Source organism: Burkholderia sp. BDU5 (genome assembly GCF_001522845.1).
Classification (GTDB): Bacteria; Pseudomonadota; Gammaproteobacteria; order Burkholderiales; family Burkholderiaceae; genus Burkholderia; species Burkholderia mayonis.
This window is the reverse complement of sequence record NZ_LOWC01000145.1, coordinates 155,705-174,398: the sequence shown is the minus strand read 5'-3', so window position 1 is coordinate 174,398 and position 18,694 is coordinate 155,705. Positions and strand designations below refer to the sequence as shown.

Sequence of the window (18,694 nt, the reverse complement as noted above, 5' to 3'; positions counted from 1 at the left end):
GTCGGCGGCTGGATCGAGCGCGCGGGCGAGACGCCGCGTCCGGCCGACGCGCCGGCCGACTACGGCAAGGCGGCGGCCGCGGGTGCGGGTGCGGGTGCGGGTGCGGGTGCGGGTGCGGGTGCGGGTGCGGGTGCGGGTGCGGGTGCGAGTGCGGGTGCGGGTGCGAGTGCGAGTGCGGGTGCAATTACGATTGGTTGAGCACGCAACCAATCGGATGACGAAGACACGGATCGATCAATGATCGGCGATACCGTAATCGGTACGGATGCACAATCGGCGATGCTTTTGCACAATCGAACGCAGCAGCCAATCAAGAGCTCGCCTAGAACCCGAGAGACAGCAACAAACCGGAAGTCGATTCACCCCTTCGACATAACAACAAGCAGCAACGCTTCCGTGTTCTTCGCGATGCGTATCTCAATGTTGAATAACCTTGAGGCACAGCATGAATGATGGTCGAATCCCCCCAACGCTGAGCGCGTCCGTCCGTACGCGCGTGAACGTGCCCATTCGCCCGCGCACCGCTCAGCAGAAGTTCGAGCCCGAGATGGTGACGTTCCAGGGCCTTTGCGACAACGCGGAGCATCTCGCGCTCGTCTTCGGGCCGCTCGCCGACGCACCGCTCGTGCGCGTGCATTCCGAGTGCCTGACGGGCGACGTGTTCGGCTCCGCGCGCTGCGATTGCGGCGAGCAGCTCGACGAGTCGGTCGCGATGTTCGGCCGCGAAGGCGGCATCCTGCTCTATCTGCGCCAGGAGGGCCGCGGCATCGGACTGTACAACAAACTCGACGCGTACCGCCTGCAGATCTCGCAGGGCCTCGACACGTTCGCCGCGAACCGCGCGCTGAACTTCCCCGACGACTTGCGCGATTTCCGCGTCGCCGCGCAGATGCTGCAGGCGCTCGGCGTCGTCGACATCTCGCTCGTCACCAATAACCCGGACAAGATTTCGCAGATCGAGAAGTACGGCATCCGGATCAAGCGCGTGCTGCAGACCGGCGTGTTCGTCAACAGCACGAATCACGGCTACCTGCGCGCGAAGATCGATCACCACCGTCACGCCATCAACCTCAGCCAGGAACTTCAATGATCACTCACCGCGCACCGATCAGCGGGATTGCCGCGCATCGCGACAAATACGTCCTGACGGCGGGTTACGACAACCAGGTCATCCTGTGGGACGCGAAAACCCAACGGCCGCTCGCCCGCGCGATGCACGACCACCTCGCGAACCAGGGGGCGTTTTCGCCCGACGGCGCGTACGTCGTCACGTCGTCGTCCGATTACAGCGCCCGCCTCTGGACCGTGCCCGACCTGCGGCTCGTCGCCGTGTTCGCCGACCAGGAAGACGACGTCGAAATGAGCGCGTTCCATCCGGACAAGCCGCTCGTCGCGACCGCGTCGCGCGATCACCGCGTGCGGGTCTACGACTTCAGCGGCAAGCTGCTGAACACGTTCAGCGGCCACACCGCCGACGTGATCTCGGTCGAATGGATGCGCGGCACCGACGAGATCGTGTCGTCGAGCGACGACGGCACGATCAAGCGCTGGTCGCTCGGCCACGACGGCCTCGTCGCCGACATCGATCTCGACGGCATCGAGACCGACACGATCGCGATCGCCGCCGACGGCCGCATTTTCGCGGGCAACGACGAAGGCGAGATCATCGTGATCGGCGACGGCGAGCGCGCGACGCTGCCGGCGCACGACGCGGGCGTGAAGCGCCTCGTGCTCGACGGCGATCGCGGCCTGCTCGTGTCGCTGTCGTACGACCGCACGATGCGGCTGTGGAAGATCGGCGCGTCCGGACAGCCGGAGGCGCTCGGCGGCGCGGCGCTGCCGCCCGAAGTGTGGCCGCGTTCGTGCTCGTTCGAAGGCGATGAGCACATCGTGTTCTCGACGTTCCATTCGAGCTATCGCCGCTACAACTGGAAGGCCGAGCGCTGGGATGCGGCCGAGCTGCCGCCGACGCACGGCGTGAACGCGGCGCTCGCCGTGGACGGCCATCTGTGGACGATCGGCGACGCGGGCATCGCGCGCGTCGACCAGCGCGAGCATGCGCGCACGGGCAGCCTGTGCAACTTCCTGACGCCCGCGGGCGACCTGATCCTGACGGGCGGCCAGCTCGGCAAGGTGTTCGACGCGCGCAGCGGCCGCGAGCTTCACCAGCACCGCTCGCCGCTCAACTGCGGCGTGTCGTTCGCGCGCGACGGCGTCGCGCATGCGGTGATCGGCGCGTACACGGGCGAAGGCATCGTGCTGCGGATCGACGGCGCGAAGGCGACCCACGTCGCCGACCTGCCGCTGCACGCGAACGCGGTCAAGGGCATCGCAATCTCGGGCGACCTGATCTTCTCGGTCGCGGCCGACGCGTCGGCCACATGGTATCGCGCGTCGACGCTCGAGCCGGTGTTCACGCTCAAGCGCGCGCACGACAAGATCGCGAACGGCTGCGCGGGCCTCGACAACGGTTTCTTCGCATCGGTGAGCCGCGATCTGAAGCTGCGGATCTGGTCGCCCGACCATCACGCGGACGTGATCGCGACGCCGCACACGCACTCGATCAAGTGCGTCGCGGCGAGCGCCGACGGCCGCTACGTCGCGACGGGCAGCTACAACGGCCGCGTCGCCGTCTACGACCGCACCGACGCGCGCTGGGCGCTCGACGTGCGCGTGACGACCGCAGGCGTGTCGTCGCTCTGCTACGACCCCGCCGCGCATGCGTTCCTCGCGAGCTCGTACGACGGCGACGTCTACCGCATTCCGCTGGAGCGCGTATGAGCGCCGCCGAACCGCACTACATCGACGCGCAGCGCACGATCGCCCCCGTCGACGGACCGCTCGCTGCGCCGCACGAGTACGCGGCGGTGCTGCGCTCGGATTTCGTGTCGAGCTACCACGACGGCCGCGACGTCTGGACCGACGAGGCGGCGATGCGCCCGGCGAGCGCGATCCTGCACGAGCATCTCGGCAGCCCGGCCGACGTCCTCGACGCGGGCGCGGGCCGCGGCCGCGACACTGCGTACTTTCTCGAGCACGGTCACCGGGTGACGGCGGTCGACCTCGTCGAGCCGCCGGAGTGGGCGCAGCTCTCGCAGCGCTGGGGCGAGCGCGTGCGCTTCGTGGCGTGTCCCGTGTCCGAGCTCCAGGGTGAAGCCCTGTTCGACGGCGCGCTCGACAACGGTTGCCTGCACCACCAGCATCCGGACGCGTACGCCGCGTATCTCGCGCGCATCCATGCGTTGCTGCGGCCCGAGGGTCTCTTCACGATCTCGGTGTTCGAGGCCGACGGCGCGGGGCGGCTGTACGCGAACCACGCACAGCGCCTCTATCGCGAGTTCACCGAGCCCGAGCTCGTCGAACTGCTGGGCGCCGCGCATTTCACGCCCGTCAGCAGCCACCGGGTGCCGCGGCCGAAGGCCGGGTTGCACTATCTGGTGCTGACGGTCCGAAAATCCCGTCCCGACTGACGCGAGTTCATGCCCATGACACTCAAGCTGGCCGACAACCCGAACTATCTCAGCGACCGCGCGGCGATGGCGCTGCCGGAAGATCTGTTCGTCGCGCGCACGCCCGCGACGGTCTTCTCGACGCATCTCGACCTGCTGCGCCTCGCGCCGGCGCAGTGGGTCGCGATCGCGCAGGATCCGGGCGCACCGTTCGAGCGGCGCTACGCGGCGGGCGCGCTGCTCGGTTTTGCCGGCGACCCACGCATCCGTCCGCTCGATCCGGAGATGTGCGACGTGCCCGCCGCGCAGGCGCGGCTCGGCACCGAGCCGGAGCAAGTGCCGCAGGTGATCGCCGAATGGGAGCGCGTCGGTGTGATCGAGGAGTGGATCGCGAAGGAATGCCCACGCTACACGACCGAGCTCGCCGCGTACCGGATGATGCGCTACCCGGTCACGAACCTCGAATACCGGCGCTTTCTCGAAGAGACGGGCGCGCCGTGGCTGCCGACGTCGTGGGCGTTCGGCGTCTATCCGGTCGAGCGCGCGAATCATCCGGTCTGGTCGGTGCCCGCCGAGGCGGCCGACGCCTACGCGGACTGGCTGAGCGAAGCGACCGGCCGGCGCTTCCGGCTGCCGAGCGAGGCCGAGTGGGAATACGCGGCGTCGGGCGGCACGGGCGTCGAGTATCCGTGGGGCGACGCGTTCGATCCGCGAGCGGCGAACACGGTCGAAGCCGGGCCGCTGTCGACGACGCCCGTCGGCATCTTCCCGCTCGGCCGCAGCGTGTTCGGGATCGACGACCTCGCCGGCAACGTCGAGGAATACGTCGCGGACGACTATCACCCGTATCCGGGCGGTGCGGCGATCGACGACGACCTCGCACTCACGCAAGGCAGCTACCGGATCGCGCGCGGCGGCAGCTTCACGCGCTTCGGCGATCTCGCACGCTGCGCGCGCCGTCACGGCCGCTATCAGCGCGACATCTACGCGATGGGCTTCCGGCTCGTGGAGGCGCGATGAACGCGAAACGGACCGCCATTCGGCGCGCGCGCCGCACATCGGCTTCTCCGGCGCGCGGCCGCCCCGGGCATTCGGCACGCGCCGCGCACCGGGCGGACGGCAGACGATGAATACGTTTTCCGATATCGACCGCCTGCACATGGCCCATGCGCTGCGGCTCGCCGAACAGGGCCTTTACACGACGCGCCCGAATCCGCGCGTCGGCTGCGTGATCGCACACGGCGAACAGGTGCTCGGCGCCGGCTGGCACCGGCGCGCGGGCGAACCGCACGCGGAAGTGCACGCGCTGCGCGAAGCCGGCGAACGCGCGCGCGGCGCGACCGCATACGTGACGCTCGAGCCGTGCGCGCATTACGGCAGGACGCCGCCGTGCGCGAACGCGCTCGCCGCGGCGGGCGTCGCGCGCGTCGTGATCGCGGCGCGCGATCCGTTCGAGCAGGTCGCGGGGCGCGGCGCCGCGCGACTCGCCGACGCGGGCGTCGTCGTCGAACAGGGGTTGATGGAAGCCGAGGCGCGCGAGCTGAACATCGGCTTCTTCAGCCGGATCGAGCGCGGCCGCCCGTGGACGCGCGCGAAGCTGATCCTGTCGATCGACGGGCCGCTCGATGCGATCGACCGGACGGTGCTCGGCGCGACGGAATCCGAGTCGCGCGACGATGTCCGGCACTGGCGGGCGCGCAGTTCCGTCGTGCTCGCGCCGCACGGCGCGCCCTTCCCAGCGGCGCGCAAGGGCGCCGCGTCGCGCTACGTCGTCCGCTCGCGCGACTTCGCAGCGCTCGACGCGTCGCCCGCGGCGACGGAAAGCGTGCCGACGCTCGCGCTGCATCGGGAAGACGCGGGCGTCGCCGCCGGTTACGCAGCCGCGCATGCCGATGCGGCGGCCGCATCCGCATCATCCTCCGATGCCGACGCCGACCTCCGCTTGCCCGACGCACTCGTACGCCTTGCGGCGCGAGGCGTCAACGAGCTGTTCATCGACGCCGATCTCGCGCTATGCGACGCGTTGTTCGAAGACGATCTCGCCGACGAGCTGCTGCTGTACGTGCATCCGTCGCGCTGCGGCGTGCCCGTGCCGGCGCCGCGGCTCGTCGCGTCGATCGACGACGTCGCGCACCGCTGGGGCCTGCGGCCGTTCCACCATCGCGCGATCGGCTGCGGCCAACGCATCCTGCTGCGCCGTCGCGAGGCAACCCGAGCAGACAGTACGTCAATAGCCGCGCGGCGCCCGTCGCCGCGCACCGGTTTTTCCCAGGACCACATCGAACGAGGACCTCAATGAGCGCATCTGCAGTCGAGACCATCTACGAGTCGACCGAAGACAAGGCGGCACTGACTTCGGTCGTCGACTTGGTGAAGCTGTCCGACCAATACCGGCAATCGGCGATCCTGCATTACGCCGTCGCCGAAAAGCTGTTCGATTTGACGCAAACGAGCCGCACGCCGGCCGAAGTCGCCGCGAGCTTCGGCATGGTCGAGAGCAAGGTCTCGATCCTGCTGCACGCGCTCGTCGCGCTCGGCCTCTTGAGCAAGGACGGCGACGCGTTCCGCAACACCGAGCTGACCGCGCGCTACCTGACGAGCACGAGCGCCGACTACATCGGCCCGATCGTCGAGCACCAGCATCTGCAATGGGACAACTGGCCCCGCCTTGGCGAAATCCTGCGCAGCGAAAAACCGCTCGGCTTCCAGCAGGAGAGCCGCTTCGCGCACGACACCCGCGCGCGCGACGCGTTCAACGACGCGATGGTGCGCCTGAGCCAGCCGATGGTCGACGTCGTGAGCGGTCTCGGCGTGTTCGCCCATGCGCGCACCGTGATCGACCTCGCGGGCGGCCACGGCACGTATCTCGCGCAAGTGCTGCGCCGCCACCCTGAGCTGACGGGCCAGATCTGGGATCTGCCGACGACCCGCGACGCCGCGCAGAAAACGATCAACGCGCACGGCCTCGCCGGCCGCGTCGAGTTCTTCGAGAAGAACCTGCTCGACGCACGCAACTTCGAGGGCGGCGCGGCGGACGTGGTGATGTTGAACGACTGCCTGCACTACTTCGACGATCCGGAAGCGCGCGCGGTAATCGGCCATGCGGCCGGCCTCGTGAAGCCGGGCGGCGCACTCCTGATCCTCACGATGACGATGGACGACAACCGTGTCGCGCCGGCGCTGTCCGCCGATTTCTCGCTGCACATGATGGTGAACACGAATCACGGCGAGCTGCATCCGACGCCGTGGATCGCCGGCGTCGCGCGCGACAGCGGCCTGTCGGTCAGCGAGCGGTCGATCGGCCGCTACACGCTTCTCATCGGTCAACGCCCCGCCAGCGAGGTCTAACCATGCTCGTCTTCGAACTGATCAATCTCGACGTCAATCCCGCCGACGCGGAACAGATCACACGCACGCTGTCCGCGCAATGCACGGCGGCCGGCTACCGGCTGCGCGCGCCGCAAGCGGACGGCGCCGCACCCGACGGCGTGTTCGTGCTGTCGCGCTCGGCTGCCGCCGCGGCGAACGCCGAGCGCACCGGCCCGGCCGGCTGGGCGGCCGCCGCGCAGATCCGCATCGATCCGGCCGGCGCGAACGGCGAAGCACCCGCCGTCTGGCAGGAAGGCCATTCGAGCGCGTTCTGCTATCCGCTCGCGCTCGAACTGACGGCGGCCGACGCATCGTCCGACGTCGCGCGCGACTGGCTCGCGAGCTTCGCGACCTTCACCGCTTGCATCAAGATGTGGCGCCGGCTGCGCGACGAGCCCGAGCAAGGCCGGCCGCACGAATTGCGCGTGAACCACATCAACATCCTCGCCCGCGATCTCGACAAATCAGTCGATTTCTACCGCCGAATCTTCGGAGCCGCTTACTGCTACAACCTCGGTCCGAAGAAGGTTGTAATGGAGCTGAACGGCTTCGATTTCTTCATCGAGCAGGCGGACGTGGTCGCCTACCCGCCTGGCTATCACTTCGGCGTGCGCTCGGATCCGGACGGCGTCAAGGCGATCGCCGAACTCGTCGAGGCGGACGGCGGCATCGAGATCGTCAAGGGCAACGGCCCGGCACCCGGCTATCACGCAGGGCCGGACCGCGTGCGCACCGCCTTCTACTTCCAGGACCCCGACGGGCTCGAAATCGAAGTCTATTCCCCGGAGATCGAAATGCTCGAGAGCAATCCGCACCTGATCTCGCAGCATCTGTCGCCGTCCTGACGCACACCCGACCCAGCAACCGACGAGGTAGTCCATGAGTTCCATCACCGCCCCTTCGTGGGGAGAACTGCTGTCCGGCCGCAACGGCTTGCGCTCGATCGCGCTCGCAGGAGGCGTCGCGCTGCACGCGATCAACATCTATATCGCGACGACGATCCTGCCCTCGGTCGTGCGCGACATCGGCGGACTCGAGTACTACGCATGGAACACCACGCTGTTCATGGCCGCCTCGATCATCGGCGCGCCGCTGTCCGCGAACGTGCTCAGCCGTTTCGGACCGCGCGCCGCCTATCTCGTCGCGCTCGTCGTGTTCTGCGCGGGCACGCTCGCGTGCGCGGGCGCGAAGGACATGCCGTGGATGCTCGTCGGCCGCTTTGCGCAGGGCTTCGGCGGCGGCATCCTGTTCGCGCTCAGCTATGCGCTGATCCGCATCGTGTTCGACGAGCGCCTGTGGTCACGCGCGATGGCGATGGTGTCCGGCATGTGGGGGGTCGCGACGCTGTGCGGGCCCGCGATCGGCGGGATCTTCGCGCAATCGGGCACCTGGCGGCTCGCGTTCGTCGCGCTCGTGCCCGTCGCCGTCCTGCTTGCGCTGATCGTGATCGTCCAGTTGCCCGCGCGCGAAGCGTCGGGCGCACGGGCCGGGCGGCCCGCAATCGGCAAGATCCTGCTGCTCGCGGTGTCGGTGCTCGTCGTGTCGGTCGCGAGTCTGTCGAAGGAGATCGTCGCGAATGTCGCGGGCGTCGCCGCGGGCCTCACGATCGCCGTGCTGATCGCGCGCTTCGACCGCGGCGCGACGATCCGGCTGCTGCCGACGGGCGCGTATGACGTGCGCGCGCCGCTCGGCGCGATCTACGCGTGCATGAGCCTGCTCGTGATCGGGATGACAACCGAGATCTTCGTGCCGTACTTCCTGCAGATCATCCACGGCTACCCGCCGCTCCTCGCCGGCTATCTGACCGCATTGATGGCGGCGGGCTGGACCGCAGGCTCGCTGTTCAGCTCCGGGCGCAGCGCGCGCACCGCGCAGGCGCTCGTGCGCGGCGGGCCGCTCCTCGTCGTGCTCGCGCTCGTCGCGCTCGCGATCGTCGTGCCGCCGCAGCATCTGCTGAGCGCGGGCCCCGGCCTCGCGCTACTGTGCGCAGCGCTCGCGGCGGTGGGTTTCGGCATCGGCATCGGCTGGCCGCATCTGCTCACGCAAGTACTGACGAGCGCGCCGGCCGGCCAGGAGGATCTCGCGTCGACGTCGATCACGACCGTCCAGCTCTATGCGACCGCGATCGGCTCCGCGCTCGCCGGCCTCGTCGCGAACCTCGCGGGCTTCTCGGAGCCGGGCGGCCTCGCCGGCGCGCAGCACGCGGCCGCGTGGCTCTTCGCCGTGTTCGCGGCGGCGCCCGTGCTCGCCGCGCTCGTCGCGCGCCGCGTGCGCACCCGATGACCGCGGCGCACACCGCACACGCGGTGCGCGCCGCCCGGACGCGCTCCGCAACGGGACAAGCACGATGAGCCCGCCGACCGACATCGATCTGTTCAAGAGCCTGCACGCGTTCGCGATCGCCGGATGGGCGACGATCGTCACGATCAACAACGTGCAGACGTTCGCCGCGACGACGGGCGCCGTCGGCCGCACGATGAGCATGGCGCTGCTGAAGCAGGATCCGCCCGTCGACACGCCGCTGTTGCGCCGCGCGGCGACGTCGCGCGGCCTGCACCGGGCCGCGCTCGTGATCATCGTGCTGCTGCAGGCGATCACCGCGATCGCGATGTGGGGCGGCGTCTGCCTGCTGCTGACGACGCCGTCTCCTCACGCGGCCGCACTGCCATGGCTCGACGCCGGCGCGACCAGCTTCGCCGCGTGCGCGCTCGTGCTGCTGCTCGGCGGGCTGTGGTACGGCTACTGGATACGTCAGGAAGGCCTGCAATTGACGCATATCGCGCTCGTCGTCTGGTCGATCGCCGCCTACCTGCTGTTCCACCTCGGTACGACACCTTGATTTGACAGGATCCCTGCGATGACGACTCTTCTTCCCCTTCACGACGGCGATCGCGTCGTGCAGTTCGACGACGACGTCGCCGCCCGGCTCGATGGCTTCGAGCTGCGGCTGCTCGCGGGCCGCGTCGTCGCGATCCGCGACAACCAGTTCATCGATCTGCAAAACCTGATCGCGGGCGGCGGCGCCGTCACGCGCGACGGCAATCCGTGCGACCTGCGTCGCCGCAATCTCGGTGCGCTCCATTACGACTTCGGCGGCCACGGCGAGCTCGAACTGCGCGATGCCGCCACCGACGGCGCCGGCCTTGCCGCCGCGCTCGCGCCGCAGACCGCGGCCGCGCCCCAGGCTCCGGTTGAGGCGGTCCGGCTCGCATCCGGCGACCGCCTCGCGTTCCTGCCGTTCGAGCGCGCGCGCGACGTGCCGAACATCTCGGCGGACGCGACCCACAACGCGGCGACGCGAATCACGCTGTCGCACTGGCCGGCGAACCGCACGCCCGCGCGCTACAAGGCGAACCTGTCGACCGAGAGCGTGCTGTGTTTCGCGCCCGAGTGGGTCGACGATCCCGACGTGCGGCACGTGACGACCGATCACTTCGATCTCGACGGGCTCGCGTCGGTGTACGGGCTGATCGCGCCCGACCATGCGTTGCGCCATCAGGCGCTGCTCGTCGACGTCGCGCGCTTCGGCGATTTCGCGCGCGGCCGCTCGGACGCCGCCCGCCGGCTTTCGTTCGCGCTGAATGCGGTCGCCGCGCAAGCGTCGCGTGACATCGGCACGCCGCGCGACGAGAGCACGCGCATCGCGCGGGTCTTCCACGCGCTGCTGCCGGCGCTGCGCGACCTGCTCGACGCGCCGTCGATCCCCGACGCGCTGTGGCGCGACGCCGACCTGCACCACGCGGCGACGGAAGCGCTGCTCGACCATCCGGACGCCACGCTCGAGCAGCATCCGGAACTCGATCTCGCGGTGTTTCGCCTGCCTGCCGCGGACGCGCTGCGAGGACGCGTGTCGCAGCGCTACTTCGGTCTGTCGCCGATCGGCTTTCACAACCGGACGCCGCTGTCGACAGTCGCGCTCGTCGCGCACGGCGACGTCGTCGTGCATCAGCGCTACGAGGGATGGGTCGAGCGCGTATCGGCGGCGCCGCGGCCGCGGCGCGATCTGTCGATCTTCGTGCGCGCCCTGCAAGCGGCCGACACGCACGCGCGCCGCTGGCAATACGACGGCGTGCAGCACATCATGCCGCGGCTCGGCCACGACGGCGCCCGGCCGAGCGGCATTCCGGCGGAAACGATCGTGCGCGAGCTGAAGCACCTGCTCGCGGTCGCGCCCGCCGCGTGGCAGCCGACGCCCGCGGCCGAGCGAAGCGCCGAAGCGCCGATCGCTCGCGTCGCGGGCGGCGCGCTCGGCTAGAGCATCGCGACGACGGCCGGCGGCTTGGCGGCCGCCAGCACGTCGGCAGGCATCGGCGGCGCCGCGCGCTCGAGCACGACCGAAAGCTGATTGCGCAGCAGCGACTGCGGAATGCGGTTGCAATAGCCGGCGCCCGCCGCGAGATCGATCAGTTCGTTCTTGCTCGACGCGGAGAACTTGCAGCGCAAGCTTTCCATATATTGCTCGATTGTCCGCACCGACAAGCCGAGGATGTTCGCGACGTCCTTCGCCGTCTTGTTGCGTGCGAGGAAGAACAGCACCTGCCGTTCGCGCTCGGTCAGCGCGAGCGCGTCCTTCGGCGAATCGATCCGGTACGAGCCTTGCTCGACAGGATCGCCGATCCGCTTGCCCGCATACGAATCGCCGATCACGCGACCGAGCGTGATCATGTCGATCTGCGACAGCTCCGCCGCATGAAAAATCGTGCCGACGATTTCCTGGTTCCTGTCGACGAGCGGAATCTTCGTGAAGACGAACGCCATCCAGACATCCGACGCATACGGATGAACGTCGAGCACCTTGATCGCCCGGCCGGTTTCGCGGACTTCGCTATCCTGCGCCTGGAATTGGTCCGCGCAATTCGACGAGCCGCACGGCAAATCAAATGCGGATTTATTTTCGAGTTCGCGCGGATTGCGCACGCCGACCACTCGGGCGAATGCATCGTTGACGTGAATGAATCGCGACTGGCTGTCCTGGCAGCCCCAAAGACCGGGATAATGATCGAAAATCAACTTCAGTTGGTCAACGAAACACGTCATCTGGCCTCCAATTGGTATTTTTCGGTCACACCTGCGAGTTCGTTGCGCACGCAAAAGCGCGCGCGGACGAAACAGTCTCCTCCACTGCCTGATCGATCACTGCATATTGGCATGCGGAACGACGCCGCGCGATGCGCGTCGGCACACGCTCACTTGAATCCGATCGGGACATCGGTGTTCCGCCACGCCGTGAAACACGGCTGTTGCGCATTCGAAATAAAACGATTCGCGACAACGTTCGCGAATCGTTCATGACAAGGATCGGTCACGCGTGCGTGGCACAACGACCACGTGACCTGTTTCGGAGTTTAAAGCAATGCAATCGTAAGATTTAGCCTGAAAACGCTATTAGTGTTTTAGAAAGCGAAAATCTCTATTTCTATTTTTATTCGCTTATTGTTCACACATTCGACTTGAACTCGGGCAGCCGCGCGCCGATGCGCGCCGCCATTTCCGCGCCGAGCGCCTGCAGGCCGCTTGCCGGTCGCACCATCACCTCGAACTCGACGATCTTGCCGTGTTCGTCGAAGCGGATCAGATCGACGCCCTTCAACTGCTTGTCGCCGACTCGCGCGCTGAACTCGAGCACGACGTTCAGGCCGTCTTCGGTCGCGAGCTGCCGGTGATAGACGAAATCGTCGAACACCTTCACGACCGTGCCGATCGCGAGCACGAGCGCCTGCGCGCCTGCATAGGCCGAATGCGCGATCGGCGAACGGAACACCGCGTTCGGATCGGCGATGTCGGCAAGACCGGTCATGTCGCACGCCGCGACCATCGCGTGCCAGCGCTCGAGCGACAGCCGCACGGCCGGCTGCACGCCGGCGGGAATCGAAGTCATGTTGCGTCTCCTTTTCGGTAAGTCGGGTGTGTCGTCATGTGATGCGATGCCGCGCCGCACGAGCCTCCGCTTGCAAGGGCGGCGAGCGACGCCCGTCATATCGACGCGGCGAGCGTCGTGCCCTGCAGGATCGCGCGCTTCGCGTCGAGCTCCGCGGCGACGTGCGCGCCGCCGATCAGATGCACCGAGCAGCCGGCCGCGCGCAGGCCGTCGTACAGTTCGCGCCGCGGCTCCTGGCCCGCGCAGACGACGACGCTATCGACGGCGAGCGTCTGCGGCTCTCCGTCGATCCGCACATGCAGCCCCGCGTCGTCGATCCGCTCGTACGACACGCCCGACGACATCGCGACGCGACGCGCCTTCAGCGACGTCCGATGGATCCAGCCCGTCGTCTTGCCGAGTCCGTCGCCGACCTTCGACGCCTTGCGCTGCAGCAGATGCACGTTGCGCGGCACGGCCTCGACGTGCGGCATGCGCACGCCGCCGCGCCCTTCGTAGCCGACGTCGATGCCCCATTCCGAATAGAACTTGGGCGGCGCGACGCTCGCGCTTTCGCCCGTCTGCGTCAGATACTCGCTGACGTCGAAGCCGATCCCGCCCGCGCCGATCACGGCGACGTTCGCGCCGACCGGCTTGCCGTCGCGCAGCACGTCGAGATAGCCGAGCACGTTCGCGCGATCGATGCCGTCGATGTCGGGCACGCGCGGCATGACGCCCGTCGCGAGCACGATTTCGTCGAAGCCGCCGCCCGCGAGGCCCGCGACGTCGACGCGCGTATTCAGATGCAGCTTCACGCCGCTCAATTCGATCTGCCGTTGGAAATAGCGCAGCGTCTCGTGGAATTCCTCCTTGCCGGGCACCTTCTTTGCGATGTTGAACTGTCCGCCGATCTCGGACGACGCTTCGAACAATTCGACGTGGTGCCCGCGCTCGGCCGCCGTGACGGCGAAGCTCAGCCCCGCCGGCCCCGCGCCGACGACCGCGATCCGCTTGCGCGTCGCGGCGGGCTCGATCACGAGTTCGGTCTCGTGGCACGCGCGCGGATTGACGAGGCACGACGTGATCTTGCCGCTGAAGATGTGGTCGAGACACGCCTGGTTGCAGCCGATGCAGGTGTTGATCTCGTCCGCGCGCCCCTCGCGCGCCTTGCGCACGAACTGCGAATCGGCGAGGAACGGCCGCGCCATCGACACTATGTCGCAATAGCCGTCGGCGAGCAGCCGCTCGGCGACGTCGGGCGTGTTGATCCGGTTCGTCGCGATAAGCGGAATGCCGACCTTGCCGACGAGCCGCTTCGTCACCCATGCATACGCGGCGCGCGGCACCTTCGTCGCGATCGTCGGGATGCGCGCCTCGTGCCAGCCGATCCCGGTGTTCAGGATCGTCGCGCCGGCCGCCTCGATCGCCTGTGCGAGCCGGATCACTTCGTCTAGCGTCGAGCCGCCCTCGACGAGATCGAGCATCGACAGCCGGTAGACGATAATGAAGCGCGGCCCGACGCGCTCGCGCACGCGCCGCACGATCTCGACCGGAAAGCGAATGCGGTTCTCGTACGAGCCGCCCCATTCATCGTCGCGATGGTTCGTGCACGCGGCGATGAACTCGTTGATCAGATAGCCCTCGGAGCCCATGATCTCGACGCCGTCGTAGCCCGCGTACTGCGCGAGCGCCGCACAGCGCGCGAAGTCGTCGATGGTCGCTTCGACCTCGCTTGCCGACAGCGGATGCGGCGTGAACCTGTTGATCGGCGCCTTCAGCGCGCTCGGCGCGACGAGCGCCGGATGATACGCATAGCGGCCGAAATGCAAAATCTGCATCGCGATCTTGCCGTCGGCGTCGTGCACCGCGCGCGTGATGATCCGATGGTGCTCGGCCTCTTCTTCGGTCGTGAGCATCGAGCCGCCCGGCACCATCCGGCCCCGCTCGTTCGGCGCGATCCCGCCCGTGACGATGAGCCCGGCCTCGCCGCGTGCGCGCTCCGCGTAGAACGCGGCCATGCGCTCGAAGCCGTTTGGCGCCTCCTCGAGACCGACGTGCATCGAGCCCATCAACACGCGATTTTTCAACGACGTGAAACCGAGCTCCAGCGGAGCCGTCAAGTGGGGATAGTGGGTCATCGGTCGCTCTTTTTTGCAACGGGTTGCATAAATATATCGGCGTGCTCCTGCGAATGCAACGCGTTGCATAAAATGGGCGCTCTAAACGGGCAGGCATCCCTCGATATGGCAAGATGCAAGGGTTTCGACCATCCGCACCATCGTCAATGTCCCTGCCTCACGCGCTGCTCACCTCCCTCGCCGAACGCCCGGGTTCCGGCTCCGAGCTGACGCGTCGCTTCGACCGCTCGATCGGCTACTTCTGGCACGCGACTCATCAGCAGATCTACCGCGAGCTCGCGCGGCTCGAGGACGAAGGCTGGGTCGAGTCGGCGCCCGTCGAGCAGGCGCGCGGGCGCAAGCGCGCGTACCGGATCTTGCCGGCGGGCCGCAAGGAGCTGAAACGCTGGATCGCGCTGCACGACGATCCGAAGCCGTTGCGCGACGAGTTGATGATCCGGCTGCGCGCGGAGGCGGTCGTCGGACCGACCGGGCTCGCCGACGAAATCAGGCGGCGGCTCGAGCTGCATCGGCAAAAGCTCGCGGTCTATCGCGAGATCGAGGCGCGCGATTTCGCGCATGACATGAACACGAAGGACCGGCGCTTGCAGCATCTCGTGCTGCACGCGGGGATCATGCAGGAGAGCCTGGGCGTCGAGCTGATGCAGCATGCGCTGGACATTCTGTCGATGCCGGACGAGAAGTCGAAGCGGCGAAGCACGTGACGTCGTGCACGCATGCGAGGCGACGCATGCACACTCGATCATGCAAATCGCGAGCCCGTGCAGCAAAGAACCGATCGAAGACTCTTGACGGCGATCCACGCCTGCACGCGCCGCAACGGTTACAGTGCCGCGTCCGCACTTCGCGAAGATCGCCGAAAGACATCAGAGCGCGTTTCACGCATGCGCAAGCATTCGCGCATGCGTGCTCGAATGCTCGAATGCTCGAATGCGACGAGGAACCACCACATGAAATCGATCTCCTGGAATACGCCGTCCGTCCGCCACGAGTTGGCCGCGCTCAAGCAAGCCGCGCCGTTCGTCTACGGACTCACGAACTACGTCGCGGCGAATCTCAGCGCCAACGTATTGCTCGCCGTCGGCGCGGCGCCCGCAATCGGCGCGGCGGCCGACTGGCCCGCACGCTTCGGCGCCGGCGCCGGCGCCGACGCGCTGTGGATCAACACCGCCGCACTGATGAGCAGCGGCGCCGACACGCTGCGTGCGGCCGCGCGCGCCGCCGCCGAAGCGGATACGCGCTGGGTGCTCGATCCGGTCGCGGTCGGCGCGGGCGCGCCCGAATACGACGCGATCGTGCGCGACCTGCTCGCGTTCAAGCCGACCGTGATCCGAGGCAACGCGAGCGAGCTGATCGCGCTCGCGGGCGGCGCCGCGGCCGGCAAAGGCGTCGACACGACTGCGAGCTCGGAAAACGCGCTCGCGTTCATTGGCGATCTCGCGCGGCGCAGCGGCGCGATCGTCGCGGTGAGCGGGCCGACCGACTATGTGACGGATGGCGTCGACACGCTCGCGATCGCAGGCGGCGACGCACGCTTGACGCGCGTGACGGGGGCCGGATGCGCACTCGGCGCGTTGATCGCGGCGCTCCTTGCGCAACGCGGCGCGCCGCTGCTCGCGACGGGGGCGGCGCATGCGATCTACGCGATTGCTGCGGAGCGCGCGGCGGAGGCGCGCGGCACCGCTTCGTTCGCCGTCCGGTTCGTCGACGAATTGTCGTTGCTCGCGCCAGCCGAATAAATGTTTGAAACGTTTTGCTTGACGAGACGCGCGCCGTTCACGTATCTCGCGCACGGCCGTCTCGTCCGCCTTCTTCTCCGTCGCATCCGAAGCGCGCCGCGACATGCATGAGGCCGCAATCGAATTCGCGAATCGGTACCTGCGCCAAGCCCGCCCCTTCATTCCTCATGCTTTAAAACACTCGAAGTTTTTCTCGCCCAGTACCGAATATCGGATGCGATCGTCAATCAGGAAATATTCAATAATTTCGCCCATTTGCATATTCCGACATGACGCCGACGCTTGTATTGCGCGCCTGACGCTTGAACAGCCCCCAACATCCAGAATGCAATAGCGCTTGAATTCCGCCATTGCACGCGATGCAGAAATAAAATGAGTTCCATCAATAAAACACCGCATCGCGCCCCATTCCGACTTTCCAATCCGGAAACAGACCCATCAATCTATTTGCAAACTATCTTGCAGCGCATTTATGCTTTTGCAATATAGGCGACAGGCAATGGAAAGAGAGGCAGGCGGAGACGGCGTCCGTTAATTAGCATTAGCGAAACACTTGGGCGAAAACCGTGTGCAATCCATGTCCCGAGGGCCGATTATGTTGACTCTGACTTCCAGCATTTCTGCGCAATCGCTTCGTCAACCGTTCGACAGCACGTTGCCGCTGACCAAAGTGACGCTGCCCGCCCACTCTCCCCGCACGATGACCGACGACGAGCTATCCGACATGATCGGAACCTTCAATCGTTACGCCTTCGTGATTCTCGACTGCGAGGACACATCGACTCGTCGCACGAAGCGCATCGGCCGCATACGGACGGCGCGCGTGCTCGTCCACACGTTCGCCGCGGGAGCCGTCGCGCTCGTATGCTTCGCGGCGCTCGGCGCACTCTTCCTGCGCGTGCTGAAGCTGCCGCTGCGGTAATACATGCCATCGCTGATGCTGCCCAATACGTCGAATCTCGGCTTGCCCGTCGCGCTTTTCGCGTTCGGCGAGCCAGGTCTGCTGTATGCGGTCGCATTCTCCGCGCTCGTGCAGATCGGCCATTTCACGATCGGCGTCTGGCTGCTGTCCGGTCATGCATCGTGGAAATCGATCGCTGCGAGCCCGGCGATCTGGGCGGTCGTCGTCGCGCTCTTCATGGCGTTGAACGGCCTGCACCTGCCCGCGCCGCTCGCGGCGGCCTCGACGCAACTCGGCAACATGGCGCCGCCGCTGATGCTGCTGATGCTCGGCGCGTCGCTCGCGAGCATCCGGCTCGCCGGCTTGCATCGGGTCGCGGCGCTCGCGGTCGTGCGCGTCGCGGGCGGACTCGGCGTCGGGCTCGGGCTCGCGTACCTGCTCGGATTGCCGAGCGTCGCGGCGGGCGCGTTCGTCGTTCAATGCACGATGCCCATCGCGGTGCTGAGCCACCTGATCGCACAACAATACGACGGCCCGACGGAAGACATCGCAGGCATGATCCTCGTGTCGACCGGGCTCGCGCTCGCCGGGCTGCCGTTGATGCTGGCTTCGACGAAACTGGTTGTCGGTTAGACGGAGGGGTTCGATTTCCGATTTCCGCCTTTCGGCTGTTCGCGAGCACGGACAGGTCGCGCTGCGCTCAAACGCGAGCGCAGCGCTTGTTCCGCGACGCAGCGCGCATCCGTTCCGCTTGCGCCGCGCGGCGAGACTGCCGCGCATCAGCGATGCAGCATGATGACGTCGGCGTCGTCCGCATGTTCGAGCAGCAGCCGGCGAACGCGCGCCTGCAGAGCTCGCGGAACAACGCGGCATCGTCGGGCGACGCGGATGCCGCCACGGCCGAGGTGCAGCCCGCGCGGCGGGCGGCGTCGGTCATTGGGCGATGAAATCGATCACGATCGCCCCGGGTTCGCGCTGCCGGTACTCGATGCCGACCCGCTCGCCATAGTGCAGGCGATTCTGGTTGAAGAGCGAAAGCTGATCGTGATCGTTGACGAAGTGCATGGTTTCGCCCGACTAAAGCGCATCGAGCGCACCGAAGATCGCCGCATGACGGAATCGCTTCGCGACGCCACGCGCGTCGAACGAATAGATCGCGGTCGGAGAAAGAGGGAGATGCGGCTGCAACATGATCGGAAGTCCTTATCGGATGTCACTCGGATGAAGAAACGATGGTGCAC

Annotated in this window: 17 protein-coding genes and 4 pseudogenes; 17 read left to right on the top strand and 4 right to left on the bottom strand. The window is 67.3% G+C overall.

Features of this window, described 5'->3' with window-relative positions; translation table 11 throughout:
* The 12 genes and pseudogenes from WS69_RS35060 to WS69_RS23495 form a co-directional block, all read left to right on the top strand.
* The coding region (locus tag WS69_RS35060) for a hypothetical protein (protein WP_231747202.1) at positions 1–198 on the top strand (198 nt) is incomplete at its 5' end.
* A 27-nt stretch (positions 199–225) separates the two neighbouring features.
* Positions 226–427 (top strand): annotated as a pseudogene (locus tag WS69_RS32025) (hypothetical protein); the annotation flags it as partial.
* Positions 428–445: 18 nt separating this feature from the next.
* A complete protein-coding gene (locus WS69_RS23540) occupies positions 446–1,090 on the top strand; it encodes a GTP cyclohydrolase II (protein WP_059473070.1) in 645 nt (214 codons plus the stop codon).
* Entirely contained in the window at positions 1,087–2,781 is a 1,695-nt protein-coding gene (locus tag WS69_RS23535; RefSeq protein WP_059473069.1) for a WD40 repeat domain-containing protein, read from the top strand. Before WS69_RS23540 ends, WS69_RS23535 begins: the two co-directional genes overlap by 4 nt.
* Entirely contained in the window at positions 2,778–3,470 is a 693-nt protein-coding gene (locus WS69_RS23530; RefSeq protein ID WP_059473068.1) for a 1,6-didemethyltoxoflavin N1-methyltransferase, read from the top strand. The genes WS69_RS23535 and WS69_RS23530 overlap by 4 nt, the downstream gene beginning before the upstream one ends.
* Before the next feature lie 15 nt (positions 3,471–3,485).
* Positions 3,486–4,469 carry a formylglycine-generating enzyme family protein gene (locus tag WS69_RS23525; RefSeq protein ID WP_059473067.1) on the top strand — a complete coding sequence of 328 codons (984 nt, stop codon included), beginning with the start codon at positions 3,486–3,488 and terminating at the stop codon, positions 4,467–4,469.
* A 106-nt stretch (positions 4,470–4,575) separates the two neighbouring features.
* A complete protein-coding gene (gene ribD, locus WS69_RS23520) occupies positions 4,576–5,748 on the top strand; it encodes a bifunctional diaminohydroxyphosphoribosylaminopyrimidine deaminase/5-amino-6-(5-phosphoribosylamino)uracil reductase RibD (protein WP_226382862.1) in 1,173 nt (390 codons plus the stop codon).
* Positions 5,745–6,797, top strand: coding sequence for a methyltransferase (locus WS69_RS23515; RefSeq protein WP_059473066.1), 1,053 nt, complete (start codon positions 5,745–5,747; stop codon positions 6,795–6,797). The genes ribD and WS69_RS23515 overlap by 4 nt, the downstream gene beginning before the upstream one ends.
* A gap of 2 nt (positions 6,798–6,799) precedes the next feature.
* Positions 6,800–7,663, top strand: a complete 864-nt coding sequence (locus tag WS69_RS23510; protein WP_059473065.1) for a VOC family protein — start codon at positions 6,800–6,802, stop codon at positions 7,661–7,663.
* A 34-nt stretch (positions 7,664–7,697) separates the two neighbouring features.
* On the top strand, positions 7,698–9,101 hold the full coding sequence (locus tag WS69_RS23505; protein ID WP_059473064.1) for an MFS transporter: 1,404 nt from the start codon (positions 7,698–7,700) through the stop codon (positions 9,099–9,101).
* A gap of 64 nt (positions 9,102–9,165) precedes the next feature.
* Positions 9,166–9,657 (top strand): DUF2165 domain-containing protein, encoded by a 492-nt coding sequence (locus tag WS69_RS23500; protein ID WP_059473063.1) that lies wholly within the window; start codon positions 9,166–9,168, stop codon positions 9,655–9,657.
* 18 nt (positions 9,658–9,675) lie between these two features.
* Positions 9,676–11,073 carry a DUF6687 family protein gene (locus WS69_RS23495; RefSeq protein WP_059473062.1) on the top strand — a complete coding sequence of 466 codons (1,398 nt, stop codon included), beginning with the start codon at positions 9,676–9,678 and terminating at the stop codon, positions 11,071–11,073.
* Here the strand turns inward: WS69_RS23495 and WS69_RS23490 are convergent.
* The 3 genes from WS69_RS23490 to WS69_RS23480 form a co-directional block, all read right to left on the bottom strand.
* Positions 11,070–11,855, bottom strand: a complete 786-nt coding sequence (locus WS69_RS23490; protein WP_059473061.1) for a helix-turn-helix transcriptional regulator — start codon at positions 11,853–11,855, stop codon at positions 11,070–11,072. The two genes, WS69_RS23495 and WS69_RS23490, sit on opposite strands and share 4 nt — an antisense overlap.
* 400 nt (positions 11,856–12,255) lie before the next feature.
* On the bottom strand, positions 12,256–12,696 hold the full coding sequence (locus WS69_RS23485; protein ID WP_059473060.1) for a nuclear transport factor 2 family protein: 441 nt from the start codon (positions 12,694–12,696) through the stop codon (positions 12,256–12,258).
* A 95-nt stretch (positions 12,697–12,791) separates the two neighbouring features.
* Positions 12,792–14,813 (bottom strand): oxidoreductase, encoded by a 2,022-nt coding sequence (locus WS69_RS23480; protein WP_059473059.1) that lies wholly within the window; start codon positions 14,811–14,813, stop codon positions 12,792–12,794.
* A 146-nt stretch (positions 14,814–14,959) separates the two neighbouring features.
* Here WS69_RS23480 and WS69_RS23475 point away from each other — a divergent pair, with 146 nt between their 5' ends.
* The 5 genes and pseudogenes from WS69_RS23475 to WS69_RS35355 all read left to right on the top strand — a co-directional run bounded on the left by WS69_RS23475 (position 14,960) and on the right by WS69_RS35355 (position 18,400).
* The gene (locus tag WS69_RS23475; RefSeq protein WP_059473058.1) at positions 14,960–15,517 is read left to right on the top strand and encodes a PadR family transcriptional regulator; all 558 of its coding nucleotides are present in this window, start codon (positions 14,960–14,962) and stop codon (positions 15,515–15,517) included.
* A 246-nt stretch (positions 15,518–15,763) separates the two neighbouring features.
* A complete protein-coding gene (locus WS69_RS23470) occupies positions 15,764–16,552 on the top strand; it encodes a hydroxyethylthiazole kinase (protein ID WP_059473082.1) in 789 nt (262 codons plus the stop codon).
* Between the two features lie 595 nt (positions 16,553–17,147).
* Positions 17,148–17,374: pseudogene (locus tag WS69_RS35055) on the top strand (TauD/TfdA family dioxygenase); the annotation flags it as partial.
* Positions 17,367–18,086, top strand: a pseudogene (locus tag WS69_RS23465) (AEC family transporter); the annotation flags it as partial. The pseudogenes WS69_RS35055 and WS69_RS23465, both read left to right, overlap by 8 nt.
* Positions 18,087–18,268: 182 nt before the next feature.
* On the top strand, positions 18,269–18,400 hold the full coding sequence (locus tag WS69_RS35355; protein ID WP_257791911.1) for a hypothetical protein: 132 nt from the start codon (positions 18,269–18,271) through the stop codon (positions 18,398–18,400).
* Here the strand turns inward: WS69_RS35355 and WS69_RS23460 are convergent.
* Positions 18,387–18,644, bottom strand: a pseudogene (locus WS69_RS23460) (DUF2249 domain-containing protein). The gene WS69_RS35355 and the pseudogene WS69_RS23460 overlap by 14 nt on opposite strands.
* Positions 18,645–18,694 lie beyond the last annotated feature (50 nt).

Bases quoted from the DNA above. Each gene is read 5' to 3' on its own strand.
- WS69_RS23480 (WP_059473059.1), bottom strand. From the start codon at position 14,813: ATGACCCACTATCCCCACTTGACGGCTCCGCTGGAGCTCGGTTTCACG.
- WS69_RS23540 (WP_059473070.1), top strand. From the start codon at position 446: ATGAATGATGGTCGAATCCCCCCAACGCTGAGCGCGTCCGTCCGTACG.
- WS69_RS23505 (WP_059473064.1), top strand. From the start codon at position 7,698: ATGAGTTCCATCACCGCCCCTTCGTGGGGAGAACTGCTGTCCGGCCGC.
- WS69_RS23475 (WP_059473058.1), top strand. From the start codon at position 14,960: ATGTCCCTGCCTCACGCGCTGCTCACCTCCCTCGCCGAACGCCCGGGT.
- WS69_RS23470 (WP_059473082.1), top strand. From the start codon at position 15,764: ATGAAATCGATCTCCTGGAATACGCCGTCCGTCCGCCACGAGTTGGCC.
- WS69_RS23495 (WP_059473062.1), top strand. From the start codon at position 9,676: ATGACGACTCTTCTTCCCCTTCACGACGGCGATCGCGTCGTGCAGTTC.
- WS69_RS23510 (WP_059473065.1), top strand. From the start codon at position 6,800: ATGCTCGTCTTCGAACTGATCAATCTCGACGTCAATCCCGCCGACGCG.
- WS69_RS23500 (WP_059473063.1), top strand. From the start codon at position 9,166: ATGAGCCCGCCGACCGACATCGATCTGTTCAAGAGCCTGCACGCGTTC.
- WS69_RS23530 (WP_059473068.1), top strand. From the start codon at position 2,778: ATGAGCGCCGCCGAACCGCACTACATCGACGCGCAGCGCACGATCGCC.
- WS69_RS23490 (WP_059473061.1), bottom strand. From the start codon at position 11,855: ATGACGTGTTTCGTTGACCAACTGAAGTTGATTTTCGATCATTATCCC.
- ribD (WP_226382862.1), top strand. From the start codon at position 4,576: ATGAATACGTTTTCCGATATCGACCGCCTGCACATGGCCCATGCGCTG.
- WS69_RS23535 (WP_059473069.1), top strand. From the start codon at position 1,087: ATGATCACTCACCGCGCACCGATCAGCGGGATTGCCGCGCATCGCGAC.
- WS69_RS35355 (WP_257791911.1), top strand. From the start codon at position 18,269: ATGTTCGAGCAGCAGCCGGCGAACGCGCGCCTGCAGAGCTCGCGGAAC.
- WS69_RS23525 (WP_059473067.1), top strand. From the start codon at position 3,486: ATGACACTCAAGCTGGCCGACAACCCGAACTATCTCAGCGACCGCGCG.
- WS69_RS23485 (WP_059473060.1), bottom strand. From the start codon at position 12,696: ATGACTTCGATTCCCGCCGGCGTGCAGCCGGCCGTGCGGCTGTCGCTC.
- WS69_RS23515 (WP_059473066.1), top strand. From the start codon at position 5,745: ATGAGCGCATCTGCAGTCGAGACCATCTACGAGTCGACCGAAGACAAG.